We start from the raw sequence: 14532 nt of genomic DNA on the forward strand, positions 1-14532 counted from the left end.
AAGATGCAGATTAGGTTTGCCGGCATAGGCGGCCAGGGTGTCGTCCTGGCAGGCGTCATCCTCGGGGAGGCCGCGGCCATTGAGGGGCTGAACGTCCTCCAGACCCAGGACTACAGCTCAGCCAGCAGGGGCGGCCACTCGATAGCGGACGTCATAATCTCAAAGGAACCGATCTACGATGTGATAGTCACAAAGGCTGACGTTCTTGTAGCTCTGGCCCAGCTCGGCTACGACACCGTTAAGGACGAGCTTAAGGAGGGCGGCCTGCTTATTATAGACACCGACCTTGTGAAGCCCAAGGGGAACTACATAGGCGCCCCCTTCACGAGGCTCGCCGAGGAGAACACGGGGCTGGCCCTAACAGTAAACATGGTCGCTCTGGGTTACCTCGTTGCGAAGACAGACGTCGTGAAGAGGGAGAGCGTTGAAGAGGCCATCAGGAGGCACGTTCCCAAGGGGACCGAGGAGATAAACATCCGGGCCTTCAGCGTTGGGTATGAGGAGGGACGGAGGTGATTGAGATATTGTCAGAGAACACTCATCCCAGAGGCAGGATCTACCGGGTGGCCGTAGAAGGGAGAGAATGTACTATACTTGTAACACACATGCACTGGAAAGGGCACGCCGATGGAGGCTCAATGTGAACGATATACTCCAGACCATATTGGAGCCGGCAGAAGTGATTACAGGGCATCACAGCAGGTTCATCGCACACCATCCCACGAATGGGCACCTAATAAGGGTGATCTATGAATATGACGAAGGCGTCCTTGTGATTGTGACGGTTTACCGACCCAGAAAGGAGAGATATTACCGAGGTGGTGGGATTTATGAAGATAGAGTACTCGGAAGATGCTGACATTTTGGTCATCCGCCTGAAGGATGACCAAATCGTGGATTCCATAGATCTAGAGGAGGGCGTGATAGCCCACCTCAACGAAAAGGGGGAGGTAGTTGAGATAGAGATTCTCGACGCTTCCAAGGCCGTGGATTTCCACGAGCTGATAGTCCGTATCCCGAGCGGGGTGGTAGCATGAAATATCCGTTTCCAACTGGAAAATTTGACTTCATCCAGGGCGATGAGGCCATAGCGAGGGCGGCCATCTTAGCCGGCTGTCGCTTCTACGCAGGCTACCCGATAACGCCCGCAAGCGAGATATTTGAGGCGATGGCCCTCTACATGCCACTTGTCGATGGGACAAGCATACAGATGGAGGACGAGCTTGCGAGCATAGCTGCGATAATCGGAGCCTCCTGGGCCGGTGAAAAGGCGATGACCGCTACATCTGGTCCGGGCTTCTCTTTGATGCAGGAAAACCTAAGCTACGCGGTGATGACCGAAACGCCGATAGTCGTCGTCAACATGATGCGTGGCGGGCCCTCAACCGGTCAGCCCACGTTTCCTGCCCAAGGTGACATGATGCAGGCCATCTGGGGAACACATGGCGACCATATGCTCGTTGTTATGAGTCCATCAACCGTTCAGGAGGCCTTTGACCTGACCATCAAAGCCTTCAACATCGCCGAGAAGTACAGGACGCCGGTTGTCATTCTTGGCGATGCCGAGATTGCCCACATGCGCGAGCGCGTTTACATCCCCAACCCGGACGAGGTTGAGATAACCTATCGCAAGCTCCCGGCCAACGAGGAGGAGGGAAAACTGCCCTTCGGAGACCCACACGGCGACGGTGTTCCGCCGATGCCAATATTTGGAAAGGGTTACCGGACCTACGTCACCGGATTAACCCACGACGAGAGCGGCCATCCTAGGACGGTTGAGCCCGAAGTCCAGCAGAAACTCATCGGCAGGATATACCGCAAGATACTTGACCACAAGGACGACATAATCGACTATGAGGAGTACGGGCTTGAGGACGCTGAGATAGCGATAATCAGCACCGGTATAGTCTCGCGCTCCGCGATAAGGGCCGTCAAAATGCTTCGTGAGAGGGGCGTTAAAGCCGGTCTCCTCAAGCTCAATACCGTCTGGCCCTTCGACTTCGACATGATCGAAGAGCTTGCAGAGGGCGTGAGGAAGATATACGTGCCCGAGATGAACATGGGACAGCTCTACCACCTCGTCAAGGAAGGTGCCAACGGAAAGGCCGAGGTGGAACTCATAGCGAAGATAGGCGGCGAGGTTCACACGCCGATGGAGATCATAGAAAGGGTGGTGGGATGATGTACATGAAGTCCGCTTACGATGTGCGCGACAAGTACCTCCGGAAGGAGATGCTCCCGACGATGTTCTGCCCGGGATGCGGGATTGGCTCGGCCTTACAGTTCACGCTCCGCGCGATAGACGACCTCGGCCTCAGCCAGGACGAGATAGTCTGGGTCAGCGGAATCGGTTGCTCCTCGCGCGTTCCAGGTTACGTAAACTTCGACGGCCTGCACACGACCCATGGGAGGGCGTTAGCGTTTGCGACGGGCATAAAGCTCGCCAACCCAGACCTCAAGATAATCGCCTTCATGGGCGATGGAGATACGGCGGCAATAGGTGGAAACCACTTCATCCACGCCATAAGGAGAAACCTTGACGTTACCGTGATACTCATCAACAACTTCACCTACGGAATGACAGGCGGCCAGGTGGCTCCAACCACACTCAAGGGACTGAAGGGAACCACCGCCCCCTACGGTCAGTTCGAGAACCCCTTTGACATAGCCGGCCTTGCAGTCGCCGCCGGGGCCAACTACGTGGCGAGATGGAGCGTCTTCAACTACCTCCAAGGCATGAACAGTATCAAGAAGGCACTCCAAAAGGAGGGTTTCTCGCTCGTTGAGTTCTTGAGTCCGTGCCCGGTGAGCTTTGGAAGGAGGAACAGGATGAAGACCTCGCCGGAGCTTCTCCGCTGGTACCAGAAGATAACAGTTCCCATAAACAAGGCTAAGAAAATGTCACCGGAGGAGCTTGAGGGCAAGGTCGTCATCGGCGAATTTGCGGACAGGGACAGGCCCGGCCTCGTCAGGGCCTACCGCGATTACATAAAGCGCGCGAAGAAGACCGCGGGGTGGGAAGAATGAGAAAGGAAGTCCTCTTCAGCGGTTTCGGCGGTCAGGGTGTCATTTTGGCCAGCGTCATCCTTGGAAGGGCCGCTGCCGTCTATGAAGGTCTCTATGCGGTTCAGACCCAGGCCTACGGCCCGGAGTCGAGGGGAGGCGCGAGCAAGGCCGAAGTGGTTATAAGCGACGAGCCGATAGACTATCCAAAGACGATTCACCCGGACTACGCGGTGTTCTTCTCGCAGGAGGCCTACAGCAAGTACCTCCACACCGTCAAAGAGGGGGCGAAGGTGATAGTCGAGAAGGATCTCGTTCCCCACCGCGACCCCGAGTTCGAGAAGAAGCTCGACCTCATAGCCCTCCCACTGACGGAGATAGCGGAGGAGACGACGGGACTGAGCCTCACCATGAACATCTTGACCCTGGGGGTTCTAACGGAGTGGACCGGCCTGGTGAGCAGAGACGCGATAGAGAAGGCGGTCTTGGATGCGGTTCCCCACGGGACAGAGGGGATAAACAGAAGGGCTTTGCTTAAGGGCGTTGAGCTTGGAGAGAAGGCTAAAAACGGGGAGCTTTGATTTTTTCTTTCCTCCCAAAAACTTATCAATCAGGACCATCCATTTCTTACCATGATAACTAATGAGACCAAGGACAAGGTCTGGCACGGGAGGGTAAAACTCGCCGACAGCTTCTTCAAGCGCTTCCGAGGTTTAATGCTGGTCAAGAACGTCGATCACGCCCTTGTTTTCGTCCTGCCCGCTGAAACGAAAGCCAACGCCTCCATTCACATGTTCTTCATGCTGAATGACATCGACGTTATCTGGATGGACTCAACAAGGCGCGTCGTGGACTTCAAACGGGCCAGAAAATGGCGCCTTTACTCCCCAAAGAAGCCCGCGAAATACATAATCGAGGGACCGGTGGGACTGATAAGAACCCTCGAAGTTGAGGAGGGTGACCTGATAGACTGGTCGCCGACAGAAGACAGGGAAAAAGCCGTCCCGGTTAAGTCTCTGATTCCGGGAAAAATCGACCTGAACGGCTCGAACAACGGCATGGCGATGGCCGAGAGTGTGAGGGAAATGAGAGCCGAGCTGCCACAGTCAGGGAAAGGTTAAAGACCCGAGAGAACTTTTTACCGTTGGATACTCACAAAAATTCTCGAGGGGATCATTCCAAATAGAATTTTTCAGAACTCAAACTCAACCCCGTTCTCATCTCCCTCCCAGAGCACTATGCGATGGAGCTTAACCTCCTCCGGGAGCCTCTTCTCCACCTCACCAGCTATCCACAAAGCCACGTTTTCCGTCGTTGGGTTGTCAAAGAGCCTGTTCAAGTTCCTGTGGTCGAGCTTTTTAATGACTTCATTAACGATGGCCCTCAGTTGGAGGAAGTCTATCACATAGCCGTTCCCCAGCGGGCCCTCAACCGCTATTTCCAGCCTAAAGGTGTGTCCGTGTATCTCCTCGGGTTTGCCGTCTATGACGACAGCGTGGGCCGCCTCGAACTTGAAGCGCTCGACGACGCGGGATTTCATCTTTCACACCGAAAACCAAACCACCCCAACACTTTAAATCTTTGGGGTGGTACTCGTGATAGTTAGGGAAACCGGCGGCCTCAAGAAAGTTAGGTGACGATGACGACCCACGACAGAGTAGTGATGCTAACGCACGGCGAGTTGAACTACCCGAGAGCGCAATAATTGTTAGGACAGGGGACTCCCACTGGGAAAGCGATTTTATATCAAACCCTACATATTTTCTCCCATACTTAATAACCCATCGTAATGTTTAAAACCCGCAGGTCTTATAAGGCCCCGGACACACAGCCGGACGGTGGTTAGAATGGTCAGATACATGGTTACTTCCGCTCTTCCATACGCCAACGGACCGATTCACGCGGGGCACCTTGCGGGGGCTTACCTTCCAGCGGACATCTTCGTGCGCTATCTAAGACTCAAGGGGGAGGAAGTGCTCTTCGTCTGTGGAACCGATGAGCATGGAACACCGATAACCTTCCGCGCGCTCAAGGAGGGCAGAAGCGCGAGGGAGATCGTTGACGAGTTCCACGAGCACATAAAGACAACCTTTGAGCGGGCCAAGATAAGCTTTGACTACTTCGGGAGAACCGAGCTTCCGGTTCACTACCGGGTAAGCCAAGAATTCTTCCTAAAGGCACTCGAAAACGGCCACCTTGTGAAGAAGGTCAGCAAGCAGGCTTACTGCGAGCACGATAAGATGTTCCTGCCGGATAGATACGTCATCGGAACCTGCCCGTACTGTGGAGCAGAAAACCAGCGCGGAGACCAGTGTGAGGTATGCGGGCATCCACTCACGCCGGAGATACTCATTAACCCAAGATGCAACATCTGCGGCAACCCGGTAACATTCAAGGATTCAGCCCACTACTACATCCACATGGGGGACTTCCAGGAGAGGCTTAAGGAATGGGTGGAAAAGCAGGAGCACTGGAAGCCGAACGTCAGGAACACCGTTCTCGGCTGGATAAAGGAGGGTCTGGAGGAGAGAGCCATAACGCGCGATCTCGACTGGGGAATCCCGGTTCCCCTTGACGACGAGGACGTTAAGGGAAAGGTCCTCTACGTCTGGTTCGAAGCGCCAGTAGGCTACATCAGCATGACCATCGAGCACCTGAAGAGGGAGGGCAGGGAGAACGAGTGGAAGAAGTTCTGGCTCAACCTCGACGGACAGACTAGGGTCATCCACTTCATCGGCAAGGATAACGTGCCCTTCCACGCGATATTCTGGCCCGCCTTCCTCATGGCCTACGGAAAATACCGGGACGGGGAGGTTGAGGCCGACTGGCTTCTCCCTTATGACATCCCGGCCAACGAGTACCTCAACCTCGAGGGTAAAAAATTCTCAACGAGCAGGAACTGGGCGATATGGGTTCATGAGTTCCTCGACGCTTTTCCAGCAGATTATCTCCGCTACTACCTCACCGCGATAATGCCCGAAACAAGGGACAGCGACTTCAACTTCGCCGACTTCAAGGCGAAAATAAACGAGGAGCTTGTCAACAACCTCGGGAACTTCGTGCACAGGGCCATGACCTTCGTCAACCGCTACTTCGACGGCCTCGTTCCTGAAAGGGGTGAACTAAACGACCTTGACAGGCAGGCATTCGAAGAAGTCAAAAAAGCCTTCGATGAGACAGGTGAGCTGATAAGCAGGCACCACTTCAAGGACGCACTAAAGCGCGTGATGGAATTAGCAATCTTCGGAAACCGCTACTTCGACCACCAGAGGCCGTGGAAGACGGCCAAGACGGACCGCGAGAGGACGGCCACAACCGTAAACGTCTCCCTCCAGATAGTCAAGGCCCTCGGAATACTTCTAGAGCCGTTCCTTCCCGATGCCAGCGAGAAGATATGGCACCTGCTCAACATCGAGGAGCTTAAGAGGTGGGAGTTCACCGAGGTTTCAGCGGGCCACCGCGTCAGGAAAGCCAGCCCGATGTTCAGGAAGGTGACCGATGGGGAGATAATCCACTTCATCGTGAACTACATCGGAAGGGGCAATCCGGCGAGCGCCAGACTCCTCCTCGACAAATACTACAAGAGGGACGACGTCTTTAAGGTCATCTTAGAGCGCTTCGGAGAGGCAAAAAAGGAGGAAGCTTTAGCGCTCCTCGAGAGCGTCTACGGGGAAACCCCGGAAGTAAAAGGAGAAAAAACCCAAAAGGTTGGATCTCCTAAGAAAAAGGAGAAAACCAAGGAGGATGAGAAGATGAGCTATGTAAGCTTTGATGACTTCGCAAAGCTCGATTTGAGAGTTGGAAGGATAATAGAGGTCAAGGACCATCCCAATGCCGACAGACTCTACCTGGTCAAGGTCGACATAGGCGATGAGGTCAGACAGCTCGTCGCAGGGCTGAAGAAGTATTACAAGCCGGAAGAGCTTCTCAACAAGACCGTAGTTATCGTGGCAAACCTCGAGCCGAAGAAGCTTCGCGGCGTTGAGAGCCAAGGAATGCTTTTGGCAGCGGATGACGGGGAGAACGTGGCCCTGCTAATGCCAGACAAGGGAATAAAACTCGGCTCGAGGATAAGGTGAGAGCCTAAAACCTCAGCTCCACCCAGTTCTCCTTCTTTCCCCTGAGTATCTTCACGAGACCCTCCCTCTCGAGGCGCTTGAACATCCTCCAAGCCGTTGTCTTCGGCAGACCTATTGCCTCCCTAACCTCGGCCTGACTTGCCTTGCCGCCCCTATCAAGGAGGTAGAGTAGTGCCCTTCTCTCGTCGTCGTTGAGGTTAAGGTTGCCCAGCCTCTCCTCGAACTCCTCCCTGGTTGGAATCCTACCGCTGAAGCCCCTGGATTTTCTTCTGAAGGCGTATGCTAGGCCAACAAGACCACCGGCCAACAATAAGACTGTCATCAGGGCGTGGATATTCGAGGAACCCCCCGATTCTCCAGGGTTTTCTGAAGTGCTTTCGATGCCGGTCAAGGTATACGAGATGCTCTGGTTTCCAGGGGGCATCGTTATTGCGTTTCCAGCTATCTCATCGGGGATGTCGCTGAGGTCGACCACCACCGCATTCTGGGGGAGTACAATCGTAAAGGGCACCTCTGAGGAGACGTTGAGCGTCCAGACGATTCCAGCCTTTGAGGTAAGGTCCGGTGTGTAATAGGAGACGTTCACGAGGTGGCTCATTCCAGAGTAGATTAGAAGCCTTCCATTCTCCTCGTTGTAATCGAGGGGGTTTCCATCACCGTCCGTCACGATGATATTCTCGACGTGCTCCCCTAGGAGGGGTACCTCGACCTGTGAAGTGTAGTTGTCCGGGACGACGATCATATTGACTTGAACGTAGCCGTCCTCATACACCTGTAAAACTATCGATGAAATCTCGTACTGGGCCATAACCGGAAGCAATGTAAGCATGAGGACCATGAGCGCGAACGGCGCGATGAGCTTGAGCCTTGAGCCGTATTCCACCTTTATCCCCCCGAAAAAGGAACAAAGGAAAAATCATGAGTGGGCCACTATGAACTCCTCAACGTGACTGAGCAGTCCCAGGGCTATCTCAAAGTGAGCCTTTGCCTCCACGGGCTTGCCCTGCCTCAGCAGTGCCTCGCCGATCTTAATCTCCTGAACCGCGACTCTAAGCTGAAGCTCGGCGCGTTTGGTGCTAACGCCTTTCATCTTCAACCCATGAAGTGCCTTCTCATCCTTTTGGATTCTCTTCCTCATCCCGTGGAGGAAAGCTCTCTCCTTGGCCACTCTACCATTACCGTGGGTTCTTTCCAGAACGGCCGCAACCGTTCTGTGGAACTCCATTATTGTCCTCCTGTTCTTCTGGATGACGGTGAGGGCTTCGTCCCATTTGCTCTCGTTTGCAAGGGTTTTCACCTGCTGGTAGACCGGGATGAAGGCCTTGAGGCTCTCCTGGAGTCTTGTCGTGTTGTAGCCTTTTTCGTTACCGAGCTGTATCGCCTTCTCGGCTATCTTGATTCCCATCTCTCCCTTGACGAGGAAGCCCTTAACGATTTTGTCGGCGTCCTTGCGGACGAGCTGGGCGCGAAGTCCCTTCATTTCTTTATCGAGTTCAGCCTTCCTCTCACGGAAGACCTGGAAGTCCTCCTTGGCCTTCGTGAAGTTCTTCTCCTTCAGGTCATCGAGCACGGTCCTGTACGCTTGGAGGGTCGCGTTGTAGGTCATGCTGACGTTGCTCACGTCTATGCCTTTCTCCTTGGCGAACTCTATTGTCCTCCCGACGAACTTGAGGTAGCGGTTTGTGCGCTCTATCTCCGCCCTTATCTTTCCTTTAACGTTGTGGTTCTTCCCTGCGTGAATCCCTTCGAGGGCCAAACGGTAGTGGTGAAGTGTGGTCAGGCTGTCAATTATAGCATCACAGTAGTCACCGCTCCCATACTCGGAAAACGCTCTCACCTTGTACTCCTCAGCTAAGCTGTAGTTCCCGAGCACGCTGGAGTTTGCTGGCAGTTTGTCCTTAAGGGGTCCTATCTTTTTTTCCGCGAACACACTCGTCCTATTGAGAATCCTCATAAGCTCGGTTGCAACGGCCTTCTCCCTCGTGAGATTAGCAGTCTGGTTGACCGTTGGAGCCATTCCTAAGCTAGTCGTTGTGGTCGTTGTGTTTGTATTCATGTTTGCCGCCAGTCCCAGCGGAATGAGGCTCCCAAGGAGAGCCACCGCCAGAACTAGGGAAAGTGCCTTCATGCCCTTCATTGGCGTCACCGATGTTATCTGTTGCCCGAGTGTATTTTAGGAATCCGGTGGAACGAACGTTTCAGAGCGTTCCATTAGTCTCAAGCTCCCTCACTAAGAGCGCTATATTGCAGATACCCTCGAGGACGCTCCCGAAGTTTGGAACCTCACCAAATTGGGCGAATAAACTACCGAACTTCTCATGCCAGGCATCGACCTGCTCCCTTCCCTTAGCGGTGATGATGTAGATCACCCAACCCCTCTCCTTCAGTGTCTCGACCAGCTTCCACGCGTTCGTCATGTCGTTCTCATCGCGTATCTCAACGCCGTACTCTTCCCTGATCCTTTCAAACAGCTCGTTCATCCTCTCACCGGTTGGAGTTGAACGCTACCTTTTAAATCCCTTCGCATCAGATGAGCATCTTAACGGCGATTATCACGAGGAGAACAGCGAAGAGGCGCCTGATAATGGACGGTTTAACTCTATGAACGGTCAGAGCGCCGTAGTGCGCCCCCACAATGAGGCCAGGGGCAAGGAGAAGAGCCATGCGGATGTCGACCTCTCCAAGGCGATAGTGGCCGATGGTTCCAGCCAGGGCAGTGAAGAAGAGGGAGAAACTTGATGTTCCGACGGCGTAGCGCATCGGAAGGCCGATGTAGGTGTGGAAAAGAGGGACGTTCAGAACCCCCCCGCTTATACCAAGCAGCCCGCTGGTGAGTCCAGCGAGGATTCCGACAACGGGGACGCGACGGTAGTTCAGCCTCCCCGCGGATTTCCCTCCACAGTTGCCCCGGTCCCGTATGAGGGTGTACGCTAGGTAGAACAGGAGAAAGGCAAAGATCAGCTTGAGCGCCTTTTCCGGTGTCACTGCGGACAGATAGGCACCTATTATTGCAAAGGGCATTGAGAAGGTTTCCTTTATGAGTACGACCTTGAAGAGAACTGCCCCCCTACGGAGATGGGTGTAGGCCGAGGCGAGGGTGCTTATCGTTATGCACGCCAAGCTCGTTCCTATGGCTAGGTGAATTGGCTCCCCGAGGAGGACTAAGGTAGGGACTATCAGAAAGCCGCCGCCGACACCGAGCAGGCCGGCTATGAAACCGATGCTGAGTCCAATGATGAAGTCCAGCAGATAGGACAGCATGGGAGGGGATTAAGAAGGGCGCTTAAAAAGTTCACGGAACGGGATAACCCAGCCCTTTTAGGACCATTCTAATGGCCAGGAGTATCAGGAGGACAGCAAAAGCCCTGCCAAGCGAGGAAGCCTTCGTCCTTCTTGCTATCCTCGCCCCGAGCTGGGCGCCGATTATGAGGCCAGGAACCAAGAGAATGAGCCATTCAAGCTCAACGTTACCCATGGTGTAGTGCTTTAGCGCCCCGCTCGTCGCGGTAAAGACGATGGCAAAGCTTGAGGTCGCCACAGCGTAGTGTATCGGCAGACCCAAGGCAGTGAGAAAGGGTACGTTTATTGCACCGCCCCCTATGCCGAGTAATCCGCTGGCTATCCCTGCTATGAACCCTCCGAAGGGAATCAGACGATAGTCAAGCTCCACCTCGTCGAGTTTAACCTCACTTGGTTCGGCGCTCTTCTTCCTGTAAATCTTCATCGCCACGAGGAAGAGAACTACTCCAAAGATCACCTTGAGCTGAGAGGAGCTTATGAAGCTTGTTGACCATGCTCCTATGTATGCCCCTGGAACCGCTGTTAAAGCAAGAAGGAGGCCGGCTTTGTAGTGAATTCTGCGTTGCCTGTGATAGGCTATGGTCGAACTGAGCGAGGTGAAAACCACAGCGGCGCTCGAAGTGCCCACCGCGTGGTGTATCCCGACACCGAGGAAGTTAAGGGTAGGAACCACAAGAAAGCCCCCGCCAAGGCCGAACATGGCCGCGAGGACTCCGATGAGGATTCCAACTCCAAAGTAGCCGCCGTAGTCTACTCCCACATCAACACCCCTACCATTCGAAGACTACTGCCTCTATCAGCTTCGTCAGTACATCCACGTCCTCCCCGGAGCTTCCGTTTAGGAGTATTCCCTCTCCATCACCGCGTTCGAATGGGATTCTGTTCCTCTTGGCTATCTCAACAATCCTCTCCGGGACACGGCCGAGGAGAACTCCCCCTTTTCCTGACCTAAAGGAGACTTCCATAACGGTCCCCTCGAAATCCGGCCTGAATCCAAAGGCGAAGACATTTCTCCCGGGGATGTCGTGGTCAGTTAGGTCCTCGATAGCCTGGAGAAAGGCCCTCATCACTGTTTCTTGGCCGATATCCGGAGTGTATATGGCAATCCTGTCGTAGGTTCCACTCTCCTCGTCCACCATCTCAAAGAGGACACCTTCTGGGGTTTCAAGGGGTTCACCATAGGGTTTCAGCATTTCAATAAGATCACCCCGCTTCATTCTATCACCTCAGAGCATTTTCATCCTCTCAGGAGGACGGATTTTGAGGACTTCCCTATTAACTAGTGTCTCCGGGACTTTGCCGCGGAAAACCGAGAGAACGTTCTTTACAGCCTGGAACCCCATGTCCTCCATTGCTTCCTTTGAGAGGCCAGCGTAGTGGGGAGTTAGGACCGTCTCCCACTCGTGCTTAAAAAGCTCATGCTCCTGGACGGGCTCCTTTTCAAAGACATCACTCGCGTAACCCTTCAGTTTGCCCTCCTCAATGGCCTTAACCACTGCTTTCTCGTCCACGAGCGTTCCACGTCCTATGTTAATAAGGTATTTGCCCTCGAGGAGCTTTATGCGTTCTTCGTTAATCGTGTGATAGGTTTCTGGAGTTGCAGGAAGCGCAAGGATTACAATATCACTCTCCTTGAGAACATCCTCCAGCGCCCTGTAAACCGCTCCAGCCTCATCTTCAATGTCTTCCTTCCTCGACCGAGACCAGTAAAGAATTTCCGTACCCATTGCTTTCATTCTCCTTGCAATGGCCTTCCCTATGGCACCCATGCCTAGGACTCCGACCTTTTTGCCGTAGACGGTCTCCACCTCTTTGAAGCCGCTCCATATCATGGCGTGGCTCTCCCATTCCCCTCTCCTCATGAGCCTGTCGGTGTAGGCTATCTTCCTGAGGAGCGCAATTGTAAGGCCGACGGCGAACTCCGCCACGGCCTCACTCAACCAGCCCGAGACCTTCGTAACGTAGATTCCACGCTCGGTCGCAGCTTCCACGTCAACGTGGTCGTAGCCAGCGGAGTGACAGCTGATGACCTTCAACCGTTTGGCCCTCTCTATGACCTCGCGGGGGATTGGGTTGAGAGGGGAAACTATTAAACCATCAAACTCCCCTATCCGCTCCTTCAGCTTTTCAACACTCGGGTAAATAATGAATTCAACATCGGCATATTTCTTAAGCTCCTCCGTGGGCTTTCTCTTCATTTTGAACAGAACTGCAACCTTTGGCCTCATGATACCACCTTAAGACCCTTATCGAAACGGGCCTAATAAGGTTTCTCATCTGAGAAAGCTTAAAAACTCCTTCCAGTTCTTCCTTTAGGTGGTGGAGATGGGCAAAGTAAAACGTGAGAGATGGAGCGAGAACTTCAGCGAATGGTACAATGAGCTTATCGAAACAGCTGGGATACAGGACAAGCGCTACCCGGTAAAGGGCATGAACATATGGCTCCCCTACGGACTTAGAATCATGCGCAGCATAGAGAGGTTTATCCACTCCGAGATGGAGAAAACAGGGCATGAGGAGGTTTTGTTCCCCGCGCTAATCCCAGAAACCGAGTTCCAGAAGGAGGCCGAGCACATACAGGGGTTCGAGGGGGAGGTTTACTGGGTAACCCATGCCGGATTGGATCTGCTTGACGTCAGGCTCATCCTCAGGCCCACGAGCGAGACGGCAATGTACTCCATGTTCTCGCTCTGGATAAGGTCACATGCCGACCTGCCCTTTAAGATCTATCAGATAGTCAACACCTACCGCTACGAGACCAAGCACACGAGGCCACTCATCCGTGTGAGGGAGATAAGTCGCTTCTTTGAAGCCCACACGGCTCACGATAGCTATGAGGGCGCCGAGAGACAGATAAAGGAGGACCTTGAGATATTCGGCAGGCTAGCGAAGTTCCTCGCGATTCCGTATATAGTATCTAAGCGCCCCGACTGGGACAAGTTCCCCGGTGCCTACTACTCGCTGGGAGCAGAGGTCATGATGCCAGACGGCAGGACCCTCCAGATAGGCACGATGCACAACTACAAACAGAACTTTGCGAAGGCCTACAACATAGAGTACGAGACCGAGGACGGGGACCACGAGTACGTCCACCAGACAACCTTTGGAATGAGCGAGCGCCTCTTAGCCGCGGTTATGGCCATCCATGGCGATGACAACGGCCTCGTTCTTCCGCCAACGATAGCGCCGATACAGGTCGTCATCGTACCGATTCCAAAGAAGGACACCGAGGCTGATGTCTTTGCCTACGCGAGGGAGATAGCCGATGAACTCAGAAACGCTGGGATCCGCGTCCACGTTGACGAGCGTGACATAAGGCCGGGCAGGAAGTACTACGATTGGGAGATGAAGGGTGTTCCGGTTAGGATAGAGGTCGGCCCAAGGGACATTGAGGGTAAGAAGGCGGTGATAGCAAGGCGTGATACCCTCACCAAGAAAACGGTTGAGAGGGGTGAGATAGTCGCGGCCGTCAGGAGAACCTTTGACGGGATAATGGAGAACCTCTACGACCGTGCCAGGGAGTTCCTTGAGGGCCACATCAAGCGCGTTGACACCATCAAGGAGGCCAAGGAGGTTTTTGAGGATAGACGCGGAATCGTCGAGATTCCCTGGTGCGGCAGCGAAGAGTGCGGCCTCAGGATGGAGGAAGAACTTGACGCCAAGATGCTCGGCATTCCCTATCCAGAGGAGAAGGCCAAAGCTCCCGAAGGGAAGAAGTGTCCGGTCTGCGGCAGGGAGGCGAAGTTCATAGCGCGCTTTGCAAGGACTTACTGACCTCTTTTTTACTTTTTTCTTTTGAAAGCCTAGTCCTTTAGGGCGGGGATGCAGTAAACCCCAACAACCATTAAGCGGGAAAGCAAACCATTTAAAACCCAAGAACAATACCACACTCTGAAATGAAGCGAACAGTAACCATCAAACTCCAACCAAGCAGAGAACAAGAGAAAACACTCTCCAAGTTAGACGATACTGGCGCCAGAGTCTGGAATCGAGTAAACTACCTAAGACGACAACAATTCTTCAAAGAGCAACTCGTTGACTTCAACAAGACTGAAAAAATAGTTTATGAAGAATTCAAGCGGGAAATCGGCTCGGCAACAGCCCAACAAATAACCAGAAAGAACGCTGAAAGCTGGCGGAGCTTCTTCTC

The 14532-nt window shown here is 53.7% G+C and carries 18 protein-coding genes; 10 read left to right on the top strand and 8 right to left on the bottom strand.

The genetic code is table 11. The annotated features are described in order from the left end of the window. Positions 1-3: 3 nt before the first annotated feature. The 7 genes from MV421_RS05530 to MV421_RS05555 all read left to right on the top strand — a co-directional run bounded on the left by MV421_RS05530 (position 4) and on the right by MV421_RS05555 (position 4124). On the top strand, positions 4-516 hold the full coding sequence (locus tag MV421_RS05530) for a 2-oxoacid:ferredoxin oxidoreductase subunit gamma (protein WP_297421285.1): 513 nt from the start codon (positions 4-6) through the stop codon (positions 514-516). 67 nt (positions 517-583) lie between these two features. After that, entirely contained in the window at positions 584-859 is a 276-nt protein-coding gene (locus MV421_RS11055) for a DUF4258 domain-containing protein (protein WP_366938892.1), read from the top strand. Then, entirely contained in the window at positions 831-1037 is a 207-nt protein-coding gene (locus MV421_RS05535; protein ID WP_297421311.1) for a DUF2283 domain-containing protein, read from the top strand. The genes MV421_RS11055 and MV421_RS05535 overlap by 29 nt, the downstream gene beginning before the upstream one ends. After that, complete coding sequence (locus MV421_RS05540; protein ID WP_297421283.1) at positions 1034-2182, top strand: 2-oxoacid:acceptor oxidoreductase subunit alpha; 1149 nt, start codon at positions 1034-1036, stop codon at positions 2180-2182. Before MV421_RS05535 ends, MV421_RS05540 begins: the two co-directional genes overlap by 4 nt. Continuing rightward, complete coding sequence (locus MV421_RS05545; RefSeq protein WP_297421309.1) at positions 2182-3027, top strand: 2-oxoacid:ferredoxin oxidoreductase subunit beta; 846 nt, start codon at positions 2182-2184, stop codon at positions 3025-3027. Before MV421_RS05540 ends, MV421_RS05545 begins: the two co-directional genes overlap by 1 nt. Beyond that, positions 3024-3584 carry a 2-oxoacid:ferredoxin oxidoreductase subunit gamma gene (locus MV421_RS05550; RefSeq protein WP_297421282.1) on the top strand — a complete coding sequence of 187 codons (561 nt, stop codon included), beginning with the start codon at positions 3024-3026 and terminating at the stop codon, positions 3582-3584. Before MV421_RS05545 ends, MV421_RS05550 begins: the two co-directional genes overlap by 4 nt. A 51-nt stretch (positions 3585-3635) precedes the next feature. Continuing rightward, positions 3636-4124 (top strand): DUF192 domain-containing protein, encoded by a 489-nt coding sequence (locus tag MV421_RS05555; protein ID WP_297421280.1) that lies wholly within the window; start codon positions 3636-3638, stop codon positions 4122-4124. A 71-nt stretch (positions 4125-4195) separates the two neighbouring features. Here the strand turns inward: MV421_RS05555 and MV421_RS05560 are convergent, their stop codons facing one another. Beyond that, on the bottom strand, positions 4196-4543 hold the full coding sequence (locus MV421_RS05560) for a 6-carboxytetrahydropterin synthase (RefSeq protein WP_297421278.1): 348 nt from the start codon (positions 4541-4543) through the stop codon (positions 4196-4198). Positions 4544-4850: 307 nt separating this feature from the next. On the opposite strand from MV421_RS05560, the gene metG reads away from it, so the two are divergent. Next, positions 4851-7082: a methionine--tRNA ligase gene (gene metG, locus MV421_RS05565; protein WP_297517994.1), complete on the top strand. Its 2232-nt coding sequence runs from the start codon at positions 4851-4853 to the stop codon at positions 7080-7082. Between the two features lie 4 nt (positions 7083-7086). Here the strand turns inward: metG and MV421_RS05570 are convergent, their stop codons facing one another. The 7 genes from MV421_RS05570 to MV421_RS05600 all read right to left on the bottom strand — a co-directional run bounded on the left by MV421_RS05570 (position 7087) and on the right by MV421_RS05600 (position 12610). Continuing rightward, positions 7087-7965 (bottom strand): winged helix-turn-helix transcriptional regulator, encoded by an 879-nt coding sequence (locus MV421_RS05570; RefSeq protein ID WP_297421276.1) that lies wholly within the window; start codon positions 7963-7965, stop codon positions 7087-7089. 33 nt (positions 7966-7998) lie between these two features. After that, entirely contained in the window at positions 7999-9219 is a 1221-nt protein-coding gene (locus tag MV421_RS05575; RefSeq protein ID WP_297421274.1) for a hypothetical protein, read from the bottom strand. A 61-nt stretch (positions 9220-9280) separates the two neighbouring features. Beyond that, positions 9281-9562 (bottom strand): hypothetical protein, encoded by a 282-nt coding sequence (locus MV421_RS05580; protein ID WP_297421272.1) that lies wholly within the window; start codon positions 9560-9562, stop codon positions 9281-9283. A gap of 46 nt (positions 9563-9608) precedes the next feature. Further along, positions 9609-10343, bottom strand: coding sequence for a sulfite exporter TauE/SafE family protein (locus tag MV421_RS05585; protein WP_297421270.1), 735 nt, complete (start codon positions 10341-10343; stop codon positions 9609-9611). Between the two features lie 31 nt (positions 10344-10374). Continuing rightward, positions 10375-11142, bottom strand: coding sequence for a sulfite exporter TauE/SafE family protein (locus tag MV421_RS05590; protein WP_297421268.1), 768 nt, complete (start codon positions 11140-11142; stop codon positions 10375-10377). 10 nt (positions 11143-11152) lie between these two features. After that, positions 11153-11599, bottom strand: coding sequence for a hypothetical protein (locus MV421_RS05595; RefSeq protein WP_297421266.1), 447 nt, complete (start codon positions 11597-11599; stop codon positions 11153-11155). Between the two features lie 9 nt (positions 11600-11608). Further along, positions 11609-12610: a 2-hydroxyacid dehydrogenase gene (locus tag MV421_RS05600; protein ID WP_297421264.1), complete on the bottom strand. Its 1002-nt coding sequence runs from the start codon at positions 12608-12610 to the stop codon at positions 11609-11611. A 97-nt stretch (positions 12611-12707) separates the two neighbouring features. Between MV421_RS05600 and proS the strand changes: the two genes are divergently transcribed. After that, entirely contained in the window at positions 12708-14156 is a 1449-nt protein-coding gene (gene proS / locus MV421_RS05605) for a proline--tRNA ligase (RefSeq protein WP_297421305.1), read from the top strand. Between the two features lie 122 nt (positions 14157-14278). Further along, positions 14279-14532 (top strand): hypothetical protein (locus tag MV421_RS05610; protein WP_297517988.1); only part of this gene is annotated, 254 nt, incomplete at its 3' end.

The sequence above is a fragment of the Thermococcus sp. genome, from assembly GCF_027023865.1.
Taxonomy (GTDB): Archaea; Methanobacteriota_B; Thermococci; order Thermococcales; family Thermococcaceae; genus Thermococcus.

What these genes read in the sequence shown, in the direction of transcription:
- MV421_RS05530 (WP_297421285.1), top strand. Translation starts at nt 4, where the DNA reads ATGCAGATTAGGTTTGCCGGCATAGGCGGCCAGGGTGTCGTCCTGGCA.
- MV421_RS11055 (WP_366938892.1), top strand. Translation starts at nt 584, where the DNA reads ATGTACTATACTTGTAACACACATGCACTGGAAAGGGCACGCCGATGG.
- MV421_RS05535 (WP_297421311.1), top strand. Translation starts at nt 831, where the DNA reads ATGAAGATAGAGTACTCGGAAGATGCTGACATTTTGGTCATCCGCCTG.
- MV421_RS05540 (WP_297421283.1), top strand. Translation starts at nt 1,034, where the DNA reads ATGAAATATCCGTTTCCAACTGGAAAATTTGACTTCATCCAGGGCGAT.
- MV421_RS05545 (WP_297421309.1), top strand. Translation starts at nt 2,182, where the DNA reads ATGTACATGAAGTCCGCTTACGATGTGCGCGACAAGTACCTCCGGAAG.
- MV421_RS05550 (WP_297421282.1), top strand. Translation starts at nt 3,024, where the DNA reads ATGAGAAAGGAAGTCCTCTTCAGCGGTTTCGGCGGTCAGGGTGTCATT.
- MV421_RS05555 (WP_297421280.1), top strand. Translation starts at nt 3,636, where the DNA reads ATGATAACTAATGAGACCAAGGACAAGGTCTGGCACGGGAGGGTAAAA.
- MV421_RS05560 (WP_297421278.1), bottom strand. Translation starts at nt 4,543, where the DNA reads ATGAAATCCCGCGTCGTCGAGCGCTTCAAGTTCGAGGCGGCCCACGCT.
- metG (WP_297517994.1), top strand. Translation starts at nt 4,851, where the DNA reads ATGGTCAGATACATGGTTACTTCCGCTCTTCCATACGCCAACGGACCG.
- MV421_RS05575 (WP_297421274.1), bottom strand. Translation starts at nt 9,219, where the DNA reads ATGAAGGGCATGAAGGCACTTTCCCTAGTTCTGGCGGTGGCTCTCCTT.
- MV421_RS05580 (WP_297421272.1), bottom strand. Translation starts at nt 9,562, where the DNA reads ATGAACGAGCTGTTTGAAAGGATCAGGGAAGAGTACGGCGTTGAGATA.
- MV421_RS05585 (WP_297421270.1), bottom strand. Translation starts at nt 10,343, where the DNA reads ATGCTGTCCTATCTGCTGGACTTCATCATTGGACTCAGCATCGGTTTC.
- MV421_RS05595 (WP_297421266.1), bottom strand. Translation starts at nt 11,599, where the DNA reads ATGAAGCGGGGTGATCTTATTGAAATGCTGAAACCCTATGGTGAACCC.
- MV421_RS05600 (WP_297421264.1), bottom strand. Translation starts at nt 12,610, where the DNA reads ATGAGGCCAAAGGTTGCAGTTCTGTTCAAAATGAAGAGAAAGCCCACG.
- proS (WP_297421305.1), top strand. Translation starts at nt 12,708, where the DNA reads ATGGGCAAAGTAAAACGTGAGAGATGGAGCGAGAACTTCAGCGAATGG.